Below are 23,260 nucleotides of genomic sequence, written 5' to 3' on the forward strand. Positions count from 1 at the left end.
TTAAAGAGGTGCATCATGGACCGATATCCACGTAATGATTCAATCGTGCAGCAGGCGTCAACCGGGCTGCAGACATATATGGCGCAGGTCTATGGCTGGATGACATGTGGTTTGCTGTTGACAGCTTTTGTCTCCTGGTTTGCAGCGCGCACGCCGGCGGTGATGGAGCTGGTGTTTGCAAATCGCATCACCTTCTTCGGGCTGATCATTGTGCAGCTGGCGGTAGTCTTTGTGCTGTCGGGCATGGTGCATCGTCTGAGCAGTACCTTAGCCACCGGGCTGTTTATGCTCTATTCAGCGCTAACGGGCCTGACGCTGGCGAGTATTTTCCTCGTCTACACCTATTCCTCTATCGCCAGCACCTTCTTCGTGACAGCGGGCATGTTCGGTGCCATGAGCTTCTACGGTTACACCACCAAGCGCGATCTCAGCCGCTTTGGCAGCCTGCTGTTTATGGCGCTGATTGGTATTGTGCTGGCGTCACTGGTGAACTTCTGGCTGAAAAGCCCGGCGCTGATGTGGGCGATCACCTATATCGGCGTAGTGGTGTTTGTCGGTCTGACTGCTTATGACACCCAGAAACTGAAATCGATTGGTGAAACCATCAACGTTAATGACAAAGAGAATCTGCGTCGCTACTCAATCATGGGGGCATTGACGCTGTATCTCGACTTCATCAACCTGTTCCTGATGCTGCTGCGTATTTTCGGCAACCGCCGTTAACTCTGCAGCACCGCTTCTGGCTGGTATCAATGCGCCTCCTGCAACATCCGAACAGGATGCTTGTAGGGGGCACAATGGATTTTGGTCCGCGCGCCACAACGTAGATCCTTTCAATCTGTACAGAATTTTGTTGGGGCGCCATTGAGGGCGCCCACCGCGCGTGAGTAATTTCTCCCCGATTATCCCGCGTCCGATTTGGCCATCTTCTGTTCATTCTTCTGCCGCAGATGTTTTGCGCGACTCTCCAGCATTAGATACAACACCAGCGCCAGCAGCAGCGGCAAAATAAAGTACAGCACGCGATAGGCCAGCAGGGCGGCAATGATGGTGCCGTGCGAAACATGCTCGCCAGCCAGCAGCGCCAGAAATACCGCTTCAAGCACCCCGATGCCCGCCGGAATATGAATGATCACCCCAGCAATACTGCTGATCAGTAACACTCCCAGTACCTGCGGATAATCCACCTGACGCGCCAGCAGCAGCCAGATAATGGTGCCCATCACCAGCCAGTTCGCGCTGGAGACGGTAAACTGAATCAGCGCCATGCGCAGCGACGGCAGCTGTAAATGTTGCCCCTTTATCGTCCAGCGACGTTTTTTCGCAAAGGCGCAGGCCCACAAATAAATCGCCACCAGCACTAACAGCACGGCACCAATAATGCGCAAAGTGTTTTCGCCAATAAACCAGCGCGGCGGAATCGGCACCATGCCGGCGACAAACACCACGCCCGCCAGCAGGAGATAGCCCAGCCAGTTGGTGGCAATACTCATGGAAAAAATGCGCGTAATGGTGCCACCGGGCAGGCCGAGGCGGGAATAGAGGCGATAGCGCATCGCCACGCCGCCGACCCAGGTGCTGAGCGTCAGGTTAAAGGCGTAGCAGATAAACGACACCAGCATCACCTGACGCTTCGCCAGCTTGTGTCCACAGTAGGCGCGACCGATTAAGTCATACACGCCATAGGTGAGATAGCTGACCACCACCAGCGCCGCTGCGCCCAGCACCACATAGCGGTTGTAGCCGACGATCACCTGATACACGTCCTGCCAGTTCACTTTGCGCGCGTAGATCACCAGCAGTACGATCACCGCAATAAAGAACAGCCAGGTGAGGATTTTCTTGGCCCACTGCCAGCGCGAATGTTTTTTGCTCATCAGGGTTTCGCTCCTTCATTGCCGGTTTCGACCCGATCCTGGGTTTCCATTTCCGGTTGCACCGGGGGATCAACCTGCGCCAGCAGTGGCGTATGCGCGGGCAACCAACCGGCAATGGCCGGGAAGTGACGCAGGAAATGGAACACAATCACACTTTTGGTGAGATGCCACCAGGTGCGCGGCGGCAATTTGTCATCCTGCACACGCACACAATCGTGCTGAAGCAGGGTTTCCAGATTGTCACGCAGCGTCTGATTGAAAGTGCGATCGTGCACGATGAGATTGGCTTCCAGATTGAGCGATAAACTCAGTGGGTCGAGATTGCTGGAGCCTACTGTGGCCCAGTGCTGATCCTGCACCGCAATCTTGCCGTGCAACGGGCGGCGGCAATATTCGTAGACCTCAACCCCGGCATCCACCAGATAGTTATAGAGCATCTCGGCGCCCACTTTAACAATCGGCATATCCGGTTCACCCTGCACGATCAGCCGTACACGCACGCCACGCTGTGCGGCACTGCGCATTTCACGTAACAGGCGATAGCCAGGGAAGAAATAGGCATTAGCGATGATGACATCCTGTTTGGCCTTGCGCAGCATATCGAGATAGTGCTGCTCAATGTCGTCGCGATGGTCGTCATTGTCGCGATAAACAAACAACACCTGCGCCTCACCGGGCATCGCATTAACCGCCAACCGCTGTGAACGTCCTCCCCACCAGCGTCGCGTGGTCTGCTTGCTACCGATGGCCTGCTGTACATAGCGAGCAATATCCAGCACCACCGGCCCCGTCACCTCGACCGCATAATCCTGCTTCGCCTCCGGGCCGTAATCGGTATTGTGCTCTGCAGAGAAGTTGATGCCGCCCACAAAGGCGAGGGCATCATCGACCACCACGATTTTACGATGCAGACGACGGAACACGTTGGTGCGCATGCCCAGCACCAGCGGGCGCGGATCGTAATAGAGAAAACGCACCCCGGCTTCCGTCAGCGTGTTCACAAAGGCGTCGGAGAGATCGTGTGAACCATAGCCATCCACCATCACTTCGACTTTCACGCCACGCTGCGCCGCCGCCAGCAGATCGCTATGCAGCGCGTTGCCGACGTCGTCTTCAAACAGAATAAACGTCTCCAGCAGCAACGAACGCTCGGCACGCTGAATGGCTGCTGAAACGCAGGGAAAGAACTGCTCGCCGTTCTCCAGCAACCGCAACTGATTGCCCTCACGCCAGCTAAAATTCATAGGAAAATCTCCACCGCCAAAGGGGCATGATCGGAAAGGTGTGACCAGGGTTTGACCGGCAGCGCCCATGGCTGGCTTACGGTGGCGTTACGGATATAGATACGATCCAGTCGCAGCAGCGGAAAACGGGCTGGAAAAGTCCGCGCCGGGCGACCGTTTTTCAGGCTGAACACTTCCTGTAAACCCGCGCTGCGTTTCAGGAAGCGGTTGGCGTGCACCTGCCAGTCGTTGAAATCTCCGGCCACCACCAGCGGCGCATCGTGCGGCAGGGCATTGATGCGATCGCTCATCATCTTCATCTGCGCCTGGCGATGCTGCGCTTTGAGCCCTAAATGCACACAGATCACATGCAGCGGATCGGGGCGATCCGGCAGGCGAATCTGACAGTGCAACATGCCGCGCTTTTCACTTCCCGCCACAGAAATATCGAGATTTTCATATTCAATAATGGGGAAACGTGACAATATCGCGTTCCCGTGATGTCCCTCGGGATAAACTGCGTTACGGCCATAGGCAAAATCATGCCACATGGTATCGGCCAGATACTCGTAATGAGAGTTTTCCGGCCAGTTCTCAATGTGCAGTGAATGGATAGCGTGGGTGCCCATCACCTCTTGCAGGAAGACAATATCCGCCGAGGTGGCGCGGACTGCGTCACGCAATTCCGGCAGGATAAAGCGACGGTTAAAGCTGGTGAACCCCTTGTGGGTATTGATCGTCAGGACTTTAAATGAAAATCCTTGCGTGTTTTGTGGCATACTTCGACGCGCTCCTTTTCATCATCAACAGCACAAAGTGTAGTCTTTGTCACAAATGGGTGGTGAAGGGCGCAGAAAATTAGGGCGTTATCCGAGATTTGCTTTACATTGAGGAAATCCGTCTGGCCGCAGCCAGATACACTTGGGCGACCTGTTGGGTCTGCCAGGAGAAGAGAATGAAATGGTCTAATCGTGTTCAGATCGTTACCGGTCAAACCTGTTTGCATATTGCGATGCACCTGCTGGTGATCGCCGCGCTGGTTTGGGGCTGGAAACACAAGGCGCTGGTTGAAGTGAGCAGTACCCTGGTAGCAGCTTATGCAGTGGTGTTTATCGCCATGCTGGCTCTGCAGCGTAGTGCCCGTTTGCGTCGCATGGGTGACGCGCTGGAAGAAGTCACAACAACGTACTACTTCGGCGCAGCGATGCTGACGCTGTTCCTGATCTCCCGCTTCATCCACAACAACCTGTTGATCGGTTGCCTGGGCGTGGTGATGTTGGTGGGTCCGGCGCTGGTATCCTTGCTGGCGAAAGAACCCGCGCATCGCGTGGAGAAAAAGCGCAGCTAAGCGAAAGCTCAGTTGCGAACCGAAAGGAGCCCCATGCGGCTCCTTTTTTATGCGCAGCGCAATTACGGGCGCAGAGAGCAACGGCGCGACTCGTGCCACGACGGGAAGACTACCAACATCATGTTACAGCGCCGTGACTATTGTCAGTCGCGGTGGCAGCGGAAACCTGCTAAACTCCCGCCCTTACGCATGGTAGTTTGTGCCCTTTTCACACGTGAGCCCACCAGGCTTGCGTCATATACCCCCTGAAAACTACATCGCTGACGGCGAACAGGGCGGTTCGGAGTAATACACCTGCATGTCATTTGACTCTCTCGGCTTAAGTGCCGATATTTTGCGTGCGGTAGCGGAACAAGGCTACCAGGAACCGACGCCGATTCAGCGTCAGGCCATTCCCGTGGTGCTGGCGGGCCGTGACCTGCTGGCGAGCGCCCAAACCGGTACCGGTAAAACCGCCGGTTTCACGCTGCCACTGTTGCAGCGTCTTTCTGCCAATCCGAGCACGGCGCGTGGTCGCCGTCCGGTGCGTGCACTCATCCTCACCCCAACCCGTGAACTGGCGGCGCAGGTGGGCGAGAACGTTCGTGAATACAGTCAGTATCTTAATATCCGCTCACTGGTTGTCTTCGGTGGCGTGAGCATCAACCCGCAGATGATGAAACTGCGCGGGGGTGTGGATGTGCTGGTGGCGACGCCAGGCCGTCTGCTGGATCTGGCACATCAAAATGCGGTTGATCTGTCACAGGTTGAAATTCTGGTGCTGGATGAAGCGGATCGCATGCTCGATATGGGCTTCATCCACGACATTCGCCGTGTACTGGCGCGTCTGCCGGCAAAACGTCAGAACCTGCTGTTCTCTGCCACCTTCTCTGATGAGATCAAAACCCTGGCGGAAAAACTGCTGACCAACCCAGAGCAGGTTGAAGTGGCGCGTCGTAACACCGCCTCTGAGCAAGTTTCACAGCAAGTACACTTCGTTGATAAGAAGCGTAAGCGGGAACTGCTGTCGCTGATGATTGGTCGCGACAACTGGCAGCAAGTGCTGGTGTTCACCCGTACCAAACACGGCGCCAACCATCTGGCTGAACAGCTGAACAAAGATGGCATCACCGCAGCGGCAATCCACGGTAACAAAAGCCAGGGCGCGCGTACCCGTGCGTTAGCTGACTTTAAATCCGGTGGCATTCGTGTGCTGGTGGCAACGGATATCGCCGCGCGTGGTCTGGACATCGAAGAATTACCACACGTGGTGAACTACGAGCTGCCAAACGTGGCGGAAGATTATGTGCACCGTATTGGTCGTACCGGCCGTGCTGCGGCAACCGGCGCCGCGCTGTCACTGGTGTGTGTCGATGAACACAAACTGCTGCGTGATATTGAGCGTTTGCTGAAGCGTGAAATTCCGCGCATTGAGCTGGAAGGTTTCGAAGTGGACCCTAGCATCAAAGCGGAACCGATCCAGAACGGTCGCCAGCAGCAGGGTCGCGGCCAGGGCCGTGGTCAGGGTGGCCAGGGACGTGGGCAGGGCGGTAACGTCTCTCGTCCGCACAGTGGCAACGGTCAGCGTCCACAGGGTGGCAATGGTGCACGTCCACAGGGCGAAGCGCGTCCTGCACGTCGTCAGGGCAGCAGTGCCGCTCAAAACGCGCCAGCCGCCAACAGCGGTCGTCGTCGTCCGGCAGCGAAAAAGAGCGGGAACATCTAACGCGATGAGGGTATTACTGGCGCCGATGGAGGGCGTGCTGGATTCGCTGGTACGCGAACTGCTCTCCGGGGTAAATGATTATGATCTGTGCGTTACAGAGTTTTTACGCGTGGTCGATCAGCTGCTGCCAGTAAAATCCTTCTACCGTTTGTGTCCCGAGCTGCACAACAGTAGCCGAACGGCTTCCGGTACGCGCGTGCGGATGCAGCTACTCGGACAATATCCTGAGTGGCTGGCAGAAAACGCCGCGCGTGCGGTAGAACTCGGCTCCTGGGGCGTCGATCTCAACTGCGGCTGTCCATCAAAACTGGTGAACGGCAGCGGCGGCGGCGCCACCTTACTCAAGGATCCTGAGCTGATTTATCGCGGCGCGAAAGCGATGCGCGAAGCCGTGCCCGATCATCTTCCCGTCACGGTGAAAGTGCGTCTGGGATGGGATTCGGGAGAGCGCCGCTTTGAAATTGCCGACGCGGTGCAGCAGGCCGGGGCCAGCGAACTGGTGGTGCACGGCCGCACCAAAGAAGATGGCTACCGCGCTGAGAGCATCAACTGGCAGGCGATTGGTGAAATTCGCCAGCGTCTGTCGATTCCGGTGATCGCCAACGGTGAGATCTGGAGCTGGCAGGATGCGCAAGACTGTCTGCGCATCACCGGTTGCGACGCGGTGATGCTGGGGCGCGGTGCGCTCAACATCCCGAACCTCGGCCGTGTGGTGAAATACAACGAAGCGCCGATGCCGTGGCCGAATGTGGTCGAACTGCTGCTGAAGTACACGCAGTTGGAAAAGCAGGGCGATACCGGCATGTATCACGTCGCCCGCATCAAACAGTGGCTCGGTTATCTGCGTAAAGCCTATAACGAAGCCGATGGGCTGTTCAGTGAAATCCGCACTCTGCGCGTATCTGCTGAGATTGCCACGGCAATTGAGCGCCACGCCCTTCAGTTAACCGCACCGGTTTAACCCTTCCTCATTTAAACGCCGTTGTGTAGTGCATCTGCTTGCTGGCTGAATAGAAGTGAGCAAGTTGCTCGCTGAATTTTCCCGGATCGTGCTGCTCAGCAATTCGCTTCAGTGATTGCGCAGAGTATTGCGTGATCACGCCCGGATTACGCAAAATATCAATAATATGCGCCTTAAGCTGTTGCACGATTTGTCGGCGTATCTGCAGTTTGCTCTCCTCAGAATCAACCACATACTCATATTCGTCATTGATCGGCTGCTGGATAAGCCACCCTGTACCGGGTGGATTGATCTCCGGCAAAGCACGGACATTGGTGGTGATCACCGGACAGCCACTCGCTTGCATCTCCAGCACCGAGAAGCCGTAGGTATCCTGCCAGCTGGGCAGCAATCCCACGTGCGAATGCTGCAGCAAGGTCAGCACCTGATTGTTGGGCAGGGTGGTGAAATGCTGAATGTGCGGCGAGATTTTGATGAGGTGTTCAATGCGCGAGTAGAACGCCTCATCATCCTGAAAATGTCGGTGGGCGATATTATGCCGTTGCGTGATGTCACCGATTAGCGTCACCTGAATCTGACCGCGAGTGAACACATCCTCTTCAGTTAATTGGGAGATAGCCAGCACCACTTCCGCGCCGCCTTTGCGATAGAACTCATTGCCGATAAAGATGAAACGAATTTCTCCCGGCGAGATCAGACGCGGTTTGACGCACAGCAGCGGCTGCGGCGGATGCAGGACGTGAAGCTTGTGTCTGACGGCGGCTTTGATCGCGGGAAAGGCGTCGAGCAGCTTCAGCTGGATGTTAAGCGTCGATTGCGAGATGGCAATCAACGTCAGGCATTCCGTTCTGGCGATTAATTGCAGTTGCGACTTCAGTTGAGGATTGTCGAACTTCGCCACTCCTGGCACCGGCAGTACGCGCGGGATTTCGGTTTCAAAAGTGGCGATCCAGTTCCTTTTGGTGTCGGCCACTTCGTTGAAGAGGTGAATGACATCCGCATCATGTGGCAGCAAGCCGGGGAGCGGGAGAAAAATAAATTGTTTATTTTTATGTAAGATTCTTGCTCTGACGGCATTTAAATAGAAGTAGATATTCTTTTTTCGACAATCAATATAATTATTGTGTGGGTTGGTGATGATATTTCTTTTTTCAGGATATCCGCTTCCACTGGTGATTATCTTCATAATCTCTCCTGGTCGGTAGGGAACAGAATGAACAGAGGTTAGAGATGGGTTTAATCAGGTATGCGGGTTCCACGTCATCGTGTGGATTATGCACCGAAAGTAACGATCAAAGTTTGATTGAATAATCTGTAACCTAAAGGCAATCAGGGGCGGGATCTATGTCTTAATGTGAATGATTGCGCGCGTCTCTCTCTGCACTCATTCGACCTGAAGGGATTAACAGTTGGTTTTGCTGCTCTTTTAATGGAATGTTTTTGGTTAATCGTTTTCCGATTATTGTTTTTTTTCGGATTTGTCAGAACAATGCATAAATGAAATTGAATTAAGTTTGATTATTAATGGAAAGTGAAATTACCGGGGCGATATTTCAATAAAAGCGATAATAGAAATATACAGAATTAAGCCATGACACAGTTCCAGGTAAAGTCAGGTTCAAGCTCAACGCTAATTGCGCTATAGTAGCGTTTCACATTCATTTGTAATGCCATCACTTATGTCTGACGCCGCTGTACTGAGTCATGCTCAGTTAAATAAACGCATCATTTCCGTTATTGTCTTCACCTTCTTCTGCTATCTCTCAGTAGGGCTGCCGCTCGCGGTGCTGCCGGGATTTGTGCATAACCAGCTGGGTTTCAGCTCGTTCATCGCCGGGCTGATCATCAGCCTGCAGTACTTCGCCACGCTGCTCAGTCGTCCGCATTCGGGCCGCCTGGCCGATCGCTATGGCCCAAAACGCGTGGTGATGATGGGATTGGTGTGCTGCGGCATGAGCGGCGTGCTCTCTCTTCTCGCCGCGTTGTTTACCGCAACACCCATGCTGAGTCTGGCGCTTTTAGCGGTGGGTAGGCTGTTTTTGGGCGTGGGAGAAAGCTTTAGCAGCACGGGTTCGACACTGTGGGGGATGAACCTTGTCGGACCGCTGCAGACGGCGCGTGTGATCTCCTGGAATGGCGTTGCCACCTACTTTGCGATGGCGATAGGCGCACCGCTCGGAGTGCTGCTCAATCAAATGTTCGGCATCAGCGGGTTTGCCGGACTCGTGGCGTTGATGGGCGTGATTGGTTTCTGCATGGCGAGTCGTAAGGCGGCGGTCAGCGTCACAGCGGGCGTGCGTATTCCTTTTCATCGCGTGGTCAGCCGCGTCTGGCTGTTCGGGCTGGCACTGGGCTTCGGCACCATCGGCTTCGGCGTCATCTCGACGTTTATCACGCTCTATTTTGCCAGCCGCGACTGGAGCGGTGCCGCCTTTGCCCTGACCTTGTTCAGCCTGGGCTTTGTACTGGTGCGACTGGCCGGTGGCCGCTATATCACCCGTTTTGGCGGGTTGAAAGTGTCGCTGGTGTCGTTTGTGCTGGAGTGTGCCGGTCTGCTGTTAATCTGGCAGGCCGACAGCAGCTGGCTGGTGGATATCGGCGCGTTCCTGACCGGCGGTGGTTTCTCGCTGGTGTTCCCGGCGCTGGGTGTGGAAGCCGTTAAACGCGTGCAGCAACAGGATCAGGGATCGGCGTTGGGGACGTATTCGGCGTTTCTCGATTTAGGGCTGGGATTGACGGGGCCGGTGGCGGGGTTGCTGATTGGTCATTGGGGGATGCAGTCGGTGTATCTGGCGGCGGCCCTGATGGTGCTCGGCGCATTTGCCATTACGTTGCGTCTGCAACAGCAGCACGGCCGCCAGGCAGCCGTGCAAACTGTTAATTAATACTTCTCTGGAACCACCATATTTTCAGGAACTGGCGCGCGGCGATAATCTTCATGACGTTCGCGCGTCGGTAACATAATGGTTTTGCTCTCGCTCTCTTCGTAGGGCACCTGTTGCAGCAGATGGCTGATGCAGTTCAGGCGCGCACGTTTCTTATCCACACCTTGCACTACCCACCATGGCGCTTCAGGAATATGGGTGCGCTCCAGCATCTCTTCTTTCGCTTCGGTGTAATCTTCCCAGCGACGACGACTTTCGAGGTCCATCGGGCTCAATTTCCACTGTTTCAGCGGATCGTGGATGCGGCTCAGGAAGCGCAGCTCCTGCTCTTCATCGGTAATCGAGAACCAGTATTTGATGATCTGAATGCCGCTGCGGGTCAGCATTTTTTCGAATTCCGGCACGCTGCGGTAAAACTCTTCCACTTCGGCTTCGTTACAGAAGCCCATCACGCGCTCAACGCCTGCGCGGTTGTACCAGCTGCGGTCAAACATCACAATTTCACCGGCTGCAGGCAAGTGAGCGATGTAGCGCTGGAAATACCACTGTGTTTTCTCACGATCGTTCGGTGCGGGCAGGGCGGCGACGCGACAGGTGCGCGGGTTTAAACGCTGGGTGATACGTTTGATCACCCCGCCTTTCCCGGCGGCATCACGGCCTTCAAACAAAATCACCACGCGATGTCCGGTACGCATCACCCAATCCTGCAACTTCACCAGCTCGCCCTGCAGATGCAGCAGCTCACGGAAGTAGCGGCGGCGAAAGGCCTTATCGCCTTCCTGCTGTGGATCACCATTATCATTGAAGCGTAGATCGTCCAGCTCCATTTCCAGCTCTTCGTCGTAGCTGTCGTAAAACTCCTGCAGCAGACGCGCATTAAAGGTCTCGCTGTGGAAGCTATTGTCGTGTGTCGCCATGACTTTTCCCCGTTACAGATGAATAAACAGAGCGTAAAGCAGCCCTGAAAGTAAGACCGAGACCGGCAGCGTCAGTACCCACGCCAGCGCGAGGTTACGAATCGTTGAGAGCTGCAGACCCGATTTGTTGGCGGCCATTGAACCCGCTACGCCTGATGACAGCACGTGCGTAGTGGAAACCGGCAAGCCGAAGACATCCGCTGCGCCGATGGTCGCCATCGCCACCAGCTCCGCACTGGCACCCTGTGCGTAGGTCAGATGAGTTTTACCGATACGCTCACCGACGGTGACCACAATGCGACGCCAGCCCACCATGGTGCCAAGGCCAAGGGCAATCGCGACCACCACTTTCACCCACATCGGGATGAAGCGCGTGGCGGCATCCAGCTCTTTTTTCACCGCAGTAAGATTGCTGGCAATCTCTTCCGGCAGCGCGACTTTGGCCGATTGCAGATGTTTGATGGTTTCGGAGGCAAGATACATATCGTTACGGGTGTTGGTCACTGCCTGGGCAGGGATATTTTCCACCGCACCATAACGGCGGATCTGATCGCCGATATCGCCCAGCATCATGCCAAGGGCAGGGAGTACCTGAGGGCGGTTCTGGCTGGTGCGCACAAACTCGGTCAGTACTTCACGCGGTGCGGGCATCGCAGCCGGTGCCGGTTGCAGCGTTAGCAGTTGCTGTTCAGTGACCTGAGTTAACGCGGCCACGCGCGGGATTTGATCCGGCGGCAGTGAACGGTTCAGGGCGTAGGCAATCGGCATGGTGCCGACCAGAATCAGCATGATGAGGCCCATGCCTTTCTGACCGTCGTTTGAGCCGTGAGCGAAAGAGACGCCGGTACAGGTCAGGATCAGCAGGCCGCGAATCCATGCCGGTGGAGGCTGATTGCCCTTTGGTGCTTCATACAGCTGGCGGTTGCGGATAAAGGCCTTCATCGCCAGCAGCAGGAGCGCCGCACAGATAAAGCCGACAATCGGCGACAGCAGCAGGGCGTAACCCACTTTGATCGCCTGATCCCAATCCACACCGCTGGTACCACTACGACCGTGCAGCAGGGCATTCGCCACGCCCACGCCGATGATCGAACCGATCAGCGTATGCGAAGAGGAGGCTGGCAGGCCGAAATACCAGGTGCCGAGGTTCCAGATGATGGCCGAGAACAGCAGCGCATACACCATGGCGAAGCCGTTGCCGCTGCCTGCCTGCAGAATCAGCTCCACCGGCAGCAGTGAGATAATGCCAAACGCCACCACGCCGCTTGAGAGCAACACGCCAAGGAAGTTACAGAAGCCAGACCACACCACGGCCACACCCGGCGACAGCGAATGGGTGTAAATCACGGTAGCGACCGCATTGGCGGTATCGTGGAAGCCGTTAACAAACTCAAAGCCGAGCGCAATCACTAATGCCACGCCCAGCAACAGGAATGGCGTATAGCTGGTGACCGGCGCGCCGGTCTCCTCCACGTCATTAAACAGGTTGATGGCGGTGAACAGCAGGCCGCCGCACAGCAGGATCAGGAAGATGATGCGTGAGATTTTTCCGTTGCCCTGGTTAAGATTCGGGCGTCCGTTTTGGGACGATGATGTTGATGTAGATGCAGGTAAACTGTTTTCAGCCATAACACACCCCGGTGTGGATTGACGATGCTCGATTGGCATCCGTTACCCGCAGTGTGATACGTGGTTTGTATGACAGAATGATGATCGCGATCACGCTCTGTCATCTTGCTGTAACACGGCTGTCGCAGTCTGTGGATCTGACCGCTTCGGGATCCTCACGCTGCCATGCTCCAGCCTGTCTTGCCGCTTGCCTCATTGCCGGACTTCAATAATGAAGTGGCCGGACTTATCCATGGGTATCTGTTCACGCCGGAAGCACCGCCACAGCGGCTCAACGCGCGTGAAGCTTCGCAGCTCGCGCAGCAAAATTTGCCGGAATCCTATTTTCTTTGGCTACACATCAACCTGAATCATGCCCGTGCCGAGCGCTGGGTTCAGGACCACTTTAGTGTAGACGATGATTTTTTCGATGAGATCCATTCTGCTTCACCGCGCACACGTTTGGCCCATCAAAACGATGCGCTGCTGGCGGTGCTCAATGATGTGACGTTCAGCAAAGAAGAGCGCAGCACACAGAACGCGACGTTGTGGATTTGGTGCTGTGCGCACACCATTGTCACCGCGCGTTACCGCCCGGTGGGAATGATTGAACGCATGCATCAGCAAATTGATCGTCTCCCGTTCGCCGAGCCGGATGCGATGCTGTTGTGGTTGCTGGGTGAGCAGGAAGCGCAATTGGAGCAAGTGGTGCGTCGCTCCAGTCAGGCGGTGGATGCCATTGAAGAGCGTTTGCTCAGTGCAGCGATTAAAACCAACCGCAGTGAGTTGGGCCATTTGCGCCGTATGCTACTGCGTGTGCAGCGTTTGCTGGCACCGGAACCCGCCGCGCTATTTCGTTTTTTAAATCGGCCACCAAAGTGGCTTAAGCGCGAACCGCTCAGTGAATTGCGCATCTTTACGGAAGAGTTCAGCGTGGCATTGAATGACCTGGCGGGACTGATGGAACGCATTCGCTTGTTGCAGGAAGAGATTGCCGCGAGTTTGATGGAGCAGAGTAACCGCACGCTGTTTTTACTGACGGTGATCACCGTGCTGGCGCTGCCGATTAACATCATTGCCGGCTTTTTCGGTATGAACGTGGGCGGGATTCCGCTGGCAAATAATCCGCACGGTTTCTTACTGTTGGTGATTGTGGTGCTTGTGTTTACCCTGGTGGCGGGCTGGCTGGCGCTGAGACGGCGGCGGGAATGATGCCCAGACATCCAGGCGCGCATCAAGGGACTGCCGGGCACACAGGTAACAGATCAGACCGACCACATAAGTCACAATCTTGTGGTCAGTCGAGTCGGGTAATACGTTTTTGCGCCCATAAAAAAACCAGCCGCAATGGGCTGGCTTTTTACTGTATGGCGAGTCAGCGATTACAGGCTGTTGCCGGTCGCTGGTGCAGGCTGAGCAGCCGGAGCCACATCACTCTGCGGTGCAACGGCGCTGGCGCCCTGCGGGGTCATCGGCTCTTCTTTTGGCGTGGCGTCAGAAGATTCCTGAACCGGCACCGGCGCAGGCATCACTTCACCCTGCGGACCGTTGATTTTAGTCGGCATACCGTTACGTGCCTGGATAGCGTTGTTGACTACATCCTGGTTAGTGCTGCCATCGGCAATCACTTTGGTTACCGCAGCGGTCAGCGTAATCGGCACCACTTCACGTGAGTTGAACTGCTCTTCGGTAGTAGAGAGTGGGTTGTGCACTTCTACATAGCGAGAACCATCTGGCTCAACGGTGGCTTTCACCGGCTGATCGATAAACTGTACGCGAGTACCAACCGGCACGTTGTCGAACAGCCATTTGATGTCGTCAGCACGCAGACGCACACAGCCGTGGCTCACGCGTAAACCGATACCGAAGTTGGCGTTAGTACCGTGAACTGCGTACAGGCGGCCGATATACAGCGCATACAGGCCCATCGGGTTATCCGGACCTGCCGGGAATACCGCTGGAATGCTTTCGCCACGTGATGCGTATTCTGCGTGCATCGCTTTGGTCGGCGTCCAGGTTGGACCGGCTTTTTTACGCTGAACCGTCGTAGTCCAGTTCACTGGCGTGTCTTTGCCCAATTCGCCGATACCGATTGGCAGCACAACCACGGTTTTGGTGCCTTTCGGATAATAGTAAAGACGCATTTCCGCGCTGTTGATCACGATGCCTTCGCGCGGGGCGTCAGGCAGAATCAGCTGCTGAGGGATCACCATTTTGGTGCCCGCTTTTGGCAGATAAACATCAACGCCCGGATTGGCTTCCAGCATGTTGCTGAGGCCCATCTGGTACTGAGCAGCGAAGGCTTCCAGCGGAAGTCGGCTGTCATCAGGCACAGTGATTTCAAGGTTTTCGCCGATCAAACGGCTGTTAGCCGCTGGCAGCGGATACACTACTGCGAATGCCGACTGGCTGAACGCCGCCAGTACTAAAGCAAGTGAAGCGAACGCGCGAATGCTCTTTTTCATGTTTTTCAAGTCGTTATAGCCGTGTTTCAGGCTTGTCAGTGTGTCGAATCCATCTTGGTCTCAATGACCCGGTGCGCATTATATGTGCATAGGCGCAGTGATGGGAATCAGGATTTTCAATGGCTGATGATACTTTACTTAATTAGTGGGCATTTCCCGACCCATCTCGTTGCCGTACCGCCCAAAATGTGAATTTTCTTAAGGCTGCCACAGCGTCACTTCATTACTCAATTTACGATTGAGGAAAAAAGCGGCACTGATTAACGCCAGATGCGACAGCGCCTGCGGCATATTCCCCAGCGCTTCGCCATGCGTAGTAAATTCCTCGGCGTACAATCCCAGGGGATTGGCATAGCTCAGCAGCTTTTCAAACTCAAAATGCGCCTCATGCACGCGCCCGGCCCGCGCCAGACACTCCACATACCAGAAGGAACAGGCGGCAAAGGAACCTTCACCCCCGGTTAAGGCATCGGCAGGCGTTTCGCTAATGTTATAGCGGCGCACTAAACCGTCGCTCACCAGGTGGGTTTTAATCGCGTCAAGGGTGGCGATCCAGTCAGGATCGGTGGAGCTGACAAAGCGCACCAGCGGCATCAACAGCATGGATGCGTCCAGGAACTTGCCGCCGCGTGTGGCGGTGAAATGGCCCAGTTCCGGGTTCCAGAAGTTTTTCCAGATGTCGTCGCGAATTTCACTGCGCACACGATCCCAGCGCTCATACGGCATTGGCAACGAACGCTTCAGACCGAGACGCAGGGCGCGATCCAACGCCACCCAGCACATCAGGCGCGAATGCAGAAAGTGCTCCGGCTCACCGCGCATCTCCCAGATACCGGCATCGGGCTGGTTCCAGTTGCCGCAGACATAATCAATCATGTCGGACACATGCCGCCAGCCACGTTGTGAAATGGCTTCACCGTATTTATTGGCAAGGTAAATGGCATCCATCAGTTCGCCGTAAATATCCAGCTGGGTCTGCCGCCACGCATCATTGCCGATGCGCACCGGGCGCGAGTTGGCATAGCCGGAAAGATTGAGCAACTCGGTTTCATGCAGTTCGGTGCCGCTGTCCAGGCGATACATCACCTGCAGATGTGGCGTGTCGTCATGACTGTGCTCGACGCAGCGCCCCACCCAATGGGTAAAGTCTCGCGCTTCTTCCACATAACCCAGCCGCATCAGCGCATACATGCTGAAGGAGGCATCCCGAATCCACGAGGCGCGATAATCCCAATTGCGCTCGCCGCCTAACTCTTCCGGCAAACCAAAGGTCGCTGCAGCCGCAATCGAACCGTGCTGTTTCGAGGTAAGTAGTTTGAGTGCCAGTGCGGATCGCGTCACCATTTCCTGCCAGCGTCCGCGATACGTACTGTGGCTGCTCCAGCGCCGCCAGTAGGCCAGTGTGTCACTGAAGCACTGTTCAGTGGCAATCTCCGCCACGAAGGGATCGTCATCGCTGCCAAATACAAACTCAGCAGATTCCCCGGCTTTGAGGGTAAATTCGGCAACTGCACTGTGGTTTTCACGGGTCATCACCACCGTAGCACTCAGCCGTAACGCGGGCTGGCCTTCAGCAAGAAAGGCCACGCCACCGGGGCGCAGTTCGGTATGGGTTTCAGCACGGGCATAATCATGGCGCGGGGCGCACAGCAAATTGAAGGTGGCCGAGCCGCGCACCATTTTGATCCGACGTACCAGTCGCGGCACTTTATTGGGCTGGTCGCAGATCGGCATGTAATCGGTGATCTCCGCCACGCCCGCATCGCCCAACCAGCGCGTCTGTAAAATATTGGTGTCCGGCAGATAGAGCTGCTGCTGGCGCGCATTTTTCCAGTCGGGTGCCAGTGAGAACAGACCGGCATCATCGCCATCCAGCAACGCAGCAAACACGGACGGGCTATCCAGCTCCGGCCAGCAGAGATAATCGATGGTGCCCTCATTGGCGATCAATGCACAGGTCCGTAAATCCCCAATCACGCCGTGATCATCAATTCTGCGTTTAATTTTGCTCATCCTGCCTCCTTGACTGCATCTGATTGTTAACTATAGACGAAAGGGTTTTTTCGGCTGATCCGAGGCACAGATCGATAACTTCTATACTGTGAGGACACCCATCACGCAGGAGAATGTTATGGCACTGGGCAAACAGAAAGTGGCCGTGGTTACCGCATCCGATTCCGGCATTGGCCGCAGCTGTGCCGTCATGCTGGCTGAAGCGGGCTACACGTTAGGGATCACCTGGCGCTCAGATGAAGCGGGGGCGCAGGAAACAGCGCGACTGGTCGAAAGCAAAGGGCAAACCGCACAGGTGCGACAGCTGGATCTCTCTGATCCGCAAGAAGGGGGCAAGCAACTGGCGCAGCTCATCAATTCACTGGGTCGCATTGACGTATTGGTCAACAATGCGGGCGTGATGATGAAAGCCGATTTTCTCGACGTCACCTTTGAAGATTGGCGCAAAACGTTCAGCGTCGATGTGGATGGTTCATTTATCTGCGGACAGATCGCCGCTCGCCATATGGTCGATCAGGGCGATGGCGGGCGCATCATTAACATCACTTCAGTGCATGAACACACTCCATTGCCGGATGCCACCGCTTACACCGCGGCGAAACATGCGCTCGGCGGTCTGACCAAATCGATGGCGCTGAGTTTGTTGCCCCATCACATTCTGGTGAATGCGGTTGCACCGGGCGCGATTGCTACTGCGATGAACCATCTGACTGACGATCAGGCGCGCAGCACACGTATGCCGGAAATTCCGATTGGACGGCCCGGCGATACGCGTGAAGTGGCAAGTTTAGTCGCGTGGTTGTGTTCGGAATGGGCGACCTATACCACCGGACAATCGTTTATTGTTGACGGTGGCTTTATGTTGGCCAACCCACAGTTTAAAGGTTATCACCACTAATCCGCCCGGCGGCGGTTCCAGCGGCGAATCACGTAACGCAGCGCGATGCCGAACACAATCGCCGCCACCAGCCACAGCAAATGTTTAAGATGCTGGTCGAGTTTATGCAGCCACGGAGTAATGATCTCCCCGGCGAAGTAACCCAGGGTGACAAAGATCAGCGACCAGAGCGCGGCGCCTATCACGTTGAGCACAAAGAAGCGCAGCGGTTTTAACCGGCTGGTACCGATGATGATCGGGCCAATAATGCGGAAGCCATACATAAAGCGCACGCCAATCACAAACAGACTCGGGCGCTTCTGAATCAGGCGATTGGCTTTACGAATGGTATCTTCATGTTTACGGAAACGGCGCAGAATGCGCGTACCGTAGCGACGGCCCAGCCAGAACAGCAGCTGATCGCCGATAATTCCTCCCACCATCGCGGCCAGCACCACGCCGGTGAAGTGCAGCAGGCCTTCATGCGCCGCCACGCCGCCCAGCAGGGTAAAAGTTTCCCCTTCCGCGATACAGCCAATCAGCAACGCCAGATAGCCGTACTGCGTAATTAATCCATTGATATCGAGATGCAAATTTTCCTCCCTGTCGCGAGTGATTCAGGTAACAGTTTATACGCCAGCGGCTTTTTTTGTGCCGCTGTCCGCAAAAACAGCCGCGCCGATTATACTTGAAGGGAAGCTGCCTGAGTGAGACAGCCTGATCGCTGAAGTGGCAGCCCGTCGCATCAGAGGAGTGATTTTATGAATCATGTCTGGGGTCTTCTGGCGCATCCTAACCAGGAAATGCGCGATATCAAGCAAGAAAACGAGAGCGTTTCGCACCACTACACCCACCATGTTTTGATGATGGCAGCGATCCCGGTGATCTGTGCCTTTATCGGTACCACACAACTGGGCTGGAATCTGGGCGAAGGGCAGTTCGTGCAACTCAACCTGCTGACCGGCATCGGTCTCGGCATTCTTTTCTATCTGATTATCTTAGGCGGCGTGGCGGTGATGGGCCGCGTCATTCATTGGATGGCGCGCGATTATCCGCAGCGTCCCAGCATTCAGCGCTGTACCGTGTTTGCTGGCTATGTCGCTACCCCGTTATTTATTAGTGGGCTGGTGGCACTTTATCCGCTGGTGTGGCTGTGCGTGTTGGTCGGCGCAGTGGCGTTACTCTATACCGGTTATCTGCTGTACGTCGGCATTCCGGTGTTCCTCAATATTGATCGTGAAGAGAGCATGCGCTTCTCAGGATCGACACTGGCGATTGGTGTGCTGGTGTTTGAAGTGCTGCTGGCACTGACCGTGGTGTTGTGGGGTTACGGACCACGATTGTTCTAACCTGCAACGACACCGTGAACGGGAGGCCATTAGGTCTCCCGTTTTTTTAACGCTCAGAAACAATCTACCTAAGAAATTTCGCAGATAAGCGCGTATTATGCTGCTGCCAGCCCGCATCCCGTCTGGTTTGATGCGCGCGGCCTGTGTCTTAAACACGGCGCAAAACTCCTTACCGGATTTTTTTGACACGATGTCTGTAAAAATGCGTATTTCCTTGCTGTCGCTGGCGCTGTTTGTCGCCGCACCGGCAGCTGTCACTCCGGCACTGGCCGCGCCTGCTGCGCTGTCTAATCTGGCGCCGATTGCCCAACCGCAAATCGCCTCCGGCAGTGCCATGATTGTCGATCTTGAAACCAATAAAGTGCTGTTCTCCAGCCATCCGGATCGTGTGCGGCCTATCGCGTCACTCACCAAGCTGATGACTGCAATGGTGGTGCTGGATGCGAAACTGCCGATGGACGAGATGCTGTCGGTGGATATCAGCCACACGCCAGAGATGCGCGGTGTGTTCTCGCGCGTCAAATTGAACAGTGAAATCAGCCGCCGCAATATGCTGCTGCTGGCGCTGATGTCATCGGAAAACCGTGCTGCCGCCAGCCTGGCGCATCACTATCCAGGTGGCTATGACGCCTTTATCCGCGCGATGAATGCCAAAGCGCGTGCGCTGGGCATGACGCATACCCACTATGTTGAACCGACAGGTTTGTCGATTCACAACGTCTCCAATGCGGAAGACTTGATCAAGCTGGCAAAAGCCACGCGTCAATATCCGTTGATTGGTGAACTGAGCACCACCAAAGAGGATACGGCGGTGTTTAAGCATCCGAACTATGCGCTGCCGTTCCGTAATACCAATCACCTGGTGTACAAAAACGACTGGCGTATCGCATTGACTAAAACCGGTTATACCGATGAAGCCGGCCACTGCCTGGTGATGCGCACGGTGATCAATAACCGTCCGGTGGCGCTGGTGGTACTGGATGCGTTTGGCAAGTACACCCACTTTGCCGATGCCAACCGTCTGCGCGACTGGCTGGAAACCGGCAAAGCGGCACCGGTTCCGGCAGCGGCGCTGGCCTACAAGAAGCAGAAATCGTCGCAAACGGCCAGCAACGAGTAATCACGACGTCTGTTTCCCTTCACAGATGCACAATGGATTGTGCGTCTGTGAGTGCTTCCGATTGGCGGGATAAGTCCTCCCGAATGACCAAAAAAATCCCTAATCGTCAGCACCAATGTTTTCGCGCTTCATTCCTATAGTTTCCGCTTCGGCTACGCTCTACACTGGCCGCCATCTAAAGTTAACTGGCATTTATCGGCTGTCATTGCGCTGGAATCTCACTCATATGTACAAGCTTCGTTCGCTATTTACCCCATTTATACTGCTGCTGGTGCTGTTAAGCCCGGCACTGAGCTACGCGGATGACAACACTGCCGCCGCGGCTCAGCAAGAGGACGCCGCACCAAAGGTCAATCCTGCGGTTGAGCTGCCGAAAATGCAGAAAATCCTCGACAAGATTAAAGGCCAGGTGTCAGGCGATACCAATGAGAGTCAGCTCAACCAGCTCAATGAGATGGCGCTGGAGCTATCCGGTAACGCAGAAACTTTAGGCCAGGCGCTGATCCCGCAGCGTCAGCAACTGGATGCGCAGCTAGCGGTACTGGGTCCGGCACCGAAACCGGACAGTGGCGTGAAAGAAACGCCGGAAGTGACGCGCAAACGCGCCTCGCTGGAGAGCCAGAAAAGTAAACTGGACGATCAAATCAAGCAGGCCGATGGCATTAAAAATGGCGCGCTGGTGCTTTCCTCCCAGATCGTCAACCTGCGCCGTGACCAGTTGAAGAGCCAGCTGGCGCTGAACTCTGGTAGCATCCTGGGTCCGCGCTTTTGGGCGCCCATGGTCAGCCGTCAGGATTTAGATGGCGAGAAAATCAGCGACTTTATCGCTGAATTGCAGGACACCGCTGCACTCTCCTGGGAGCCTGGCTGGCGCTTTGGCACTATCGGCTGGTTGATTGCGGCCATGCTGGTGATGACGCTGGGGCGTCGTTACAGCGAAGAGTTTCTCGCCTGGGTGAGCATCCACAAAATGCCGGAAGGGCGTTTGCGCCGTAGTTTCCTGGCGGCAGCGATTGCGCTGACCACCTTGGCCGCGGTGGTGCTGACCTTTAACTTTATCGCGCTGGCGTTTACCCGCCGTGATGAAGTCTCGACTGACGTGCAGGATTTTGTTGAGCGTCTGGTACAACTCAGCGTCTATTGCGGTTTGATCGCCGGTTTGGGCCGAGCTTTCCTGTCGACGCGCCGTCCGAGCTGGCGATTGCCAAGCATCTCCAATGAAGTCGCGCAGGCGCTGAAGCCGTTCCCGCCGATTACCGCTGCGCTGGTGTTTATTTTCCAGACCGCAGAGTCCTTTAACTACAGCGTCGGCACCAGCCTGAACACCACCATCTTCGCCAACGGCCTGACGGCGCTGCTGATCGGTACCACCGGCCTGGCGATTAGCATGCGTACCAACCGCGTGCGCCGTCGCCTGGCGCAAGAGGGGAATCCGCCGGAAGCGCGTCCCACTATCGTTGGGCTGGTTCAGCTGGCGTTGACCCTGACCGCGCTGGCGATTCTGATTTCGTTGATCATCGGTTATGTCACGCTGGCCCGATTCCTCGGTTATGAGGTGATTTGGTGCGGCATTCTGTTTGGCTCGTTCTATTTCCTCAGCCATTTGATCAACGACGGCTGTGAAAGCCTGTTCTCCACCAACAATGCCACCGGCAAACGTCTGCAGACCTCATTAAACATTGATGAGCGTCATCTGCAGCAGGCGGCTACGCTGCTGGGCGCAGTTGGTAAAACCGCACTGATCGGTATTGTGGTGCTGGCGCTGCTAAACGGCACCTTCGCCTCTTCAACGCCGATCGAGCTGATTCAGAAAGTGATTGAGTTCTGGGGCGGCAAAGGGCTGGAGTCGTTGAACATCGTGCCGGCGCATATGGTGAATGCCATTCTGTGTCTGGTGGTGGGCATCTACGTGCTACGTTCGGTGCGTCGCTGGCTGGATAAAGATTTCCTGCCCAAAACCACCATGGACGTGGGCATGCGCGTGTCGCTGGTAACGCTGTTCAGCAATATCGGCTATGTGCTGATCATTCTGCTGACGCTGTCGATCATGGGCCTGCAGTGGAACAAACTGGCGTGGATCGTCAGTGCCTTGTCGGTCGGTATCGGTTTCGGCTTACAAGAGATCGTGAAGAACTTTATCTCCGGTTTGATTCTGTTAACCGAGCGCCCGGTAAAAGTGGGCGATCTGGTGAGTATCAGCGGCATTGAAGGGGATATTCGCCGTATCAATGTGCGTGCCACCGAGATTCAGCTGAGTGATAAATCCACGGTGATTGTGCCGAACTCACAGTTCATCTCACAGAACGTGCGTAACGCCACCATGGGCAATGCACAGGGTGTTGTGACCATTATGTTGACCTTCCCGCTGGATATTGATCCGGTGCGCGTGCGTGAGATTCTGCTGGAGGTTTACCAGGAGAACGAGCGTATTCTGGAAACGCCTGAGCCATCCGTCTCATTTAAGGATTTGACCTCTGCGGGCATCGTGTTGAGCGTCACCGGCAACGTGGCGGGCCAGCGTCAGATCTCCAGCGCTAAGAGTGACCTGCTGTTCGATATTCTGACGCGCCTGCGCAAAGAGGGCATTGTGCTGTCCACACCGCAGACGATGATCATTGAACGTCGTGCCATGCCTGCCGCAGCGCAGGATGAAGGCGAGCAACTGCCATAATTGTATTGACTCGTAGCGATGTAGTTTATCGCCGAGAGTGAGTCAGTTTAGGCCAGTTTCGTTAAAGGCTGTCATTTTTGGAATGGCAGCCTTTTTCTTTTGTGTTTAGTGCCGGGAGTTATGGCCTTGCGCATCATGCCCTTTTGGCAAACAACTTAAAGCCAATGTAAATTATAAGCTATCTAACCGCCTCTCCCTTCCTTTCACTGGTTTTACCAATTGACATTAAAGTTATTAGCCT

The 23,260-nt window shown here is 55.4% G+C and carries 19 protein-coding genes; 10 read left to right on the top strand and 9 right to left on the bottom strand.

Translation table 11 applies throughout. The annotated features are described in order from the left end of the window. Window positions 1-15 precede the first annotated feature (15 nt). The gene (locus WFP70_RS12925; RefSeq protein ID WP_034821101.1) at window positions 16-723 is read left to right on the top strand and encodes a Bax inhibitor-1/YccA family protein; all 708 of its coding nucleotides are present in this window, start codon (window positions 16-18) and stop codon (window positions 721-723) included. 179 nt (window positions 724-902) lie between these two features. Here WFP70_RS12925 and WFP70_RS12930 read toward each other — a convergent pair whose 3' ends face one another. From WFP70_RS12930 to WFP70_RS12940, 3 genes are read right to left on the bottom strand one after another with little or no spacing between them, the layout of a single operon-like run. After that, window positions 903-1,877, bottom strand: a complete 975-nt coding sequence (locus WFP70_RS12930; RefSeq protein ID WP_337023483.1) for a lysylphosphatidylglycerol synthase domain-containing protein — start codon at window positions 1,875-1,877, stop codon at window positions 903-905. Further along, window positions 1,877-3,121: a cardiolipin synthase ClsB gene (gene clsB, locus WFP70_RS12935; RefSeq protein WP_337023482.1), complete on the bottom strand. Its 1,245-nt coding sequence runs from the start codon at window positions 3,119-3,121 to the stop codon at window positions 1,877-1,879. Before clsB ends, WFP70_RS12930 begins: the two co-directional genes overlap by 1 nt. Then, entirely contained in the window at window positions 3,118-3,879 is a 762-nt protein-coding gene (locus WFP70_RS12940) for an endonuclease/exonuclease/phosphatase family protein (protein WP_337023481.1), read from the bottom strand. The genes clsB and WFP70_RS12940 overlap by 4 nt, the downstream gene beginning before the upstream one ends. A 176-nt stretch (window positions 3,880-4,055) precedes the next feature. On the opposite strand from WFP70_RS12940, the gene WFP70_RS12945 reads away from it, so the two are divergent. From WFP70_RS12945 to dusC, 3 genes are all read left to right on the top strand, one after another. After that, window positions 4,056-4,448, top strand: a complete 393-nt coding sequence (locus tag WFP70_RS12945) for a YbhQ family protein (RefSeq protein ID WP_034821088.1) — start codon at window positions 4,056-4,058, stop codon at window positions 4,446-4,448. 298 nt (window positions 4,449-4,746) lie between these two features. Continuing rightward, window positions 4,747-6,153, top strand: coding sequence for an ATP-dependent RNA helicase RhlE (gene rhlE / locus WFP70_RS12950; protein WP_034821085.1), 1,407 nt, complete (start codon window positions 4,747-4,749; stop codon window positions 6,151-6,153). Window positions 6,154-6,157: 4 nt separating this feature from the next. Further along, on the top strand, window positions 6,158-7,114 hold the full coding sequence (gene dusC, locus WFP70_RS12955; RefSeq protein ID WP_211728117.1) for a tRNA dihydrouridine(16) synthase DusC: 957 nt from the start codon (window positions 6,158-6,160) through the stop codon (window positions 7,112-7,114). A 7-nt stretch (window positions 7,115-7,121) separates the two neighbouring features. On the opposite strand, the gene WFP70_RS12960 is transcribed toward dusC, so the two are convergent. Beyond that, the gene (locus WFP70_RS12960) at window positions 7,122-8,300 is read right to left on the bottom strand and encodes a glycosyltransferase family 4 protein (RefSeq protein WP_442956343.1); all 1,179 of its coding nucleotides are present in this window, start codon (window positions 8,298-8,300) and stop codon (window positions 7,122-7,124) included. Between the two features lie 493 nt (window positions 8,301-8,793). Between WFP70_RS12960 and WFP70_RS12965 the strand changes: the two genes are divergently transcribed. After that, window positions 8,794-9,999 carry an MFS transporter gene (locus tag WFP70_RS12965; protein WP_337023479.1) on the top strand — a complete coding sequence of 402 codons (1,206 nt, stop codon included), beginning with the start codon at window positions 8,794-8,796 and terminating at the stop codon, window positions 9,997-9,999. On the opposite strand, the gene ppk2 is transcribed toward WFP70_RS12965, so the two are convergent. Then, window positions 9,996-10,916 carry a polyphosphate kinase 2 gene (gene ppk2 / locus WFP70_RS12970; protein WP_337023478.1) on the bottom strand — a complete coding sequence of 307 codons (921 nt, stop codon included), beginning with the start codon at window positions 10,914-10,916 and terminating at the stop codon, window positions 9,996-9,998. The genes WFP70_RS12965 and ppk2 overlap by 4 nt on opposite strands. A gap of 12 nt (window positions 10,917-10,928) precedes the next feature. After that, window positions 10,929-12,545: an inorganic phosphate transporter gene (locus WFP70_RS12975; protein ID WP_034821070.1), complete on the bottom strand. Its 1,617-nt coding sequence runs from the start codon at window positions 12,543-12,545 to the stop codon at window positions 10,929-10,931. Between the two features lie 165 nt (window positions 12,546-12,710). On the opposite strand from WFP70_RS12975, the gene WFP70_RS12980 reads away from it, so the two are divergent. Continuing rightward, window positions 12,711-13,736 carry a transporter gene (locus tag WFP70_RS12980; RefSeq protein ID WP_337023477.1) on the top strand — a complete coding sequence of 342 codons (1,026 nt, stop codon included), beginning with the start codon at window positions 12,711-12,713 and terminating at the stop codon, window positions 13,734-13,736. Between the two features lie 170 nt (window positions 13,737-13,906). Here the strand turns inward: WFP70_RS12980 and WFP70_RS12985 are convergent, their stop codons facing one another. Together WFP70_RS12985 and WFP70_RS12990 are read right to left on the bottom strand one after the other, a co-directional pair. Next, window positions 13,907-14,989: a L,D-transpeptidase family protein gene (locus tag WFP70_RS12985; RefSeq protein WP_337023476.1), complete on the bottom strand. Its 1,083-nt coding sequence runs from the start codon at window positions 14,987-14,989 to the stop codon at window positions 13,907-13,909. A 198-nt stretch (window positions 14,990-15,187) separates the two neighbouring features. Then, complete coding sequence (locus WFP70_RS12990) at window positions 15,188-17,002, bottom strand: glycoside hydrolase family 15 protein (RefSeq protein ID WP_337023475.1); 1,815 nt, start codon at window positions 17,000-17,002, stop codon at window positions 15,188-15,190. 118 nt (window positions 17,003-17,120) lie between these two features. On the opposite strand from WFP70_RS12990, the gene WFP70_RS12995 reads away from it, so the two are divergent. After that, complete coding sequence (locus WFP70_RS12995; protein ID WP_034821059.1) at window positions 17,121-17,900, top strand: SDR family oxidoreductase; 780 nt, start codon at window positions 17,121-17,123, stop codon at window positions 17,898-17,900. On the opposite strand, the gene WFP70_RS13000 is transcribed toward WFP70_RS12995, so the two are convergent. Further along, window positions 17,897-18,472, bottom strand: a complete 576-nt coding sequence (locus WFP70_RS13000; RefSeq protein WP_034821056.1) for a DedA family protein — start codon at window positions 18,470-18,472, stop codon at window positions 17,897-17,899. The genes WFP70_RS12995 and WFP70_RS13000 overlap by 4 nt on opposite strands. A 168-nt stretch (window positions 18,473-18,640) precedes the next feature. Between WFP70_RS13000 and WFP70_RS13005 the strand changes: the two genes are divergently transcribed. The 3 genes from WFP70_RS13005 to WFP70_RS13015 all read left to right on the top strand — a co-directional run bounded on the left by WFP70_RS13005 (window position 18,641) and on the right by WFP70_RS13015 (window position 23,019). Next, complete coding sequence (locus WFP70_RS13005) at window positions 18,641-19,228, top strand: Yip1 family protein (RefSeq protein ID WP_034821054.1); 588 nt, start codon at window positions 18,641-18,643, stop codon at window positions 19,226-19,228. A 190-nt stretch (window positions 19,229-19,418) separates the two neighbouring features. Beyond that, window positions 19,419-20,348: a D-alanyl-D-alanine endopeptidase gene (pbpG, locus tag WFP70_RS13010; protein WP_034821245.1), complete on the top strand. Its 930-nt coding sequence runs from the start codon at window positions 19,419-19,421 to the stop codon at window positions 20,346-20,348. Window positions 20,349-20,574: 226 nt separating this feature from the next. Continuing rightward, window positions 20,575-23,019, top strand: coding sequence for a DUF3772 domain-containing protein (locus WFP70_RS13015; RefSeq protein WP_337023474.1), 2,445 nt, complete (start codon window positions 20,575-20,577; stop codon window positions 23,017-23,019). Window positions 23,020-23,260 lie beyond the last annotated feature (241 nt).

The sequence above is a fragment of the Pantoea sp. USMM079 genome (assembly GCF_037153115.1).
Classification (GTDB): Bacteria; Pseudomonadota; Gammaproteobacteria; order Enterobacterales; family Enterobacteriaceae; genus Pantoea; species Pantoea communis.

Excerpts from the sequence above, each read along its gene's own strand:
- WFP70_RS12925 (WP_034821101.1), top strand. The coding sequence starts at position 16 with ATGGACCGATATCCACGTAATGATTCAATCGTGCAGCAGGCGTCAACC.
- WFP70_RS12930 (WP_337023483.1), bottom strand. The coding sequence starts at position 1,877 with ATGAGCAAAAAACATTCGCGCTGGCAGTGGGCCAAGAAAATCCTCACC.
- clsB (WP_337023482.1), bottom strand. The coding sequence starts at position 3,121 with ATGAATTTTAGCTGGCGTGAGGGCAATCAGTTGCGGTTGCTGGAGAAC.
- WFP70_RS12940 (WP_337023481.1), bottom strand. The coding sequence starts at position 3,879 with ATGCCACAAAACACGCAAGGATTTTCATTTAAAGTCCTGACGATCAAT.
- WFP70_RS12945 (WP_034821088.1), top strand. The coding sequence starts at position 4,056 with ATGAAATGGTCTAATCGTGTTCAGATCGTTACCGGTCAAACCTGTTTG.
- rhlE (WP_034821085.1), top strand. The coding sequence starts at position 4,747 with ATGTCATTTGACTCTCTCGGCTTAAGTGCCGATATTTTGCGTGCGGTA.
- dusC (WP_211728117.1), top strand. The coding sequence starts at position 6,158 with ATGAGGGTATTACTGGCGCCGATGGAGGGCGTGCTGGATTCGCTGGTA.
- WFP70_RS12960 (WP_442956343.1), bottom strand. The coding sequence starts at position 8,300 with ATGAAGATAATCACCAGTGGAAGCGGATATCCTGAAAAAAGAAATATC.
- WFP70_RS12965 (WP_337023479.1), top strand. The coding sequence starts at position 8,794 with ATGTCTGACGCCGCTGTACTGAGTCATGCTCAGTTAAATAAACGCATC.
- ppk2 (WP_337023478.1), bottom strand. The coding sequence starts at position 10,916 with ATGGCGACACACGACAATAGCTTCCACAGCGAGACCTTTAATGCGCGT.
- WFP70_RS12975 (WP_034821070.1), bottom strand. The coding sequence starts at position 12,545 with ATGGCTGAAAACAGTTTACCTGCATCTACATCAACATCATCGTCCCAA.
- WFP70_RS12980 (WP_337023477.1), top strand. The coding sequence starts at position 12,711 with ATGCTCCAGCCTGTCTTGCCGCTTGCCTCATTGCCGGACTTCAATAAT.
- WFP70_RS12985 (WP_337023476.1), bottom strand. The coding sequence starts at position 14,989 with ATGAAAAAGAGCATTCGCGCGTTCGCTTCACTTGCTTTAGTACTGGCG.
- WFP70_RS12990 (WP_337023475.1), bottom strand. The coding sequence starts at position 17,002 with ATGAGCAAAATTAAACGCAGAATTGATGATCACGGCGTGATTGGGGAT.
- WFP70_RS12995 (WP_034821059.1), top strand. The coding sequence starts at position 17,121 with ATGGCACTGGGCAAACAGAAAGTGGCCGTGGTTACCGCATCCGATTCC.
- WFP70_RS13005 (WP_034821054.1), top strand. The coding sequence starts at position 18,641 with ATGAATCATGTCTGGGGTCTTCTGGCGCATCCTAACCAGGAAATGCGC.
- pbpG (WP_034821245.1), top strand. The coding sequence starts at position 19,419 with ATGTCTGTAAAAATGCGTATTTCCTTGCTGTCGCTGGCGCTGTTTGTC.
- WFP70_RS13015 (WP_337023474.1), top strand. The coding sequence starts at position 20,575 with ATGTACAAGCTTCGTTCGCTATTTACCCCATTTATACTGCTGCTGGTG.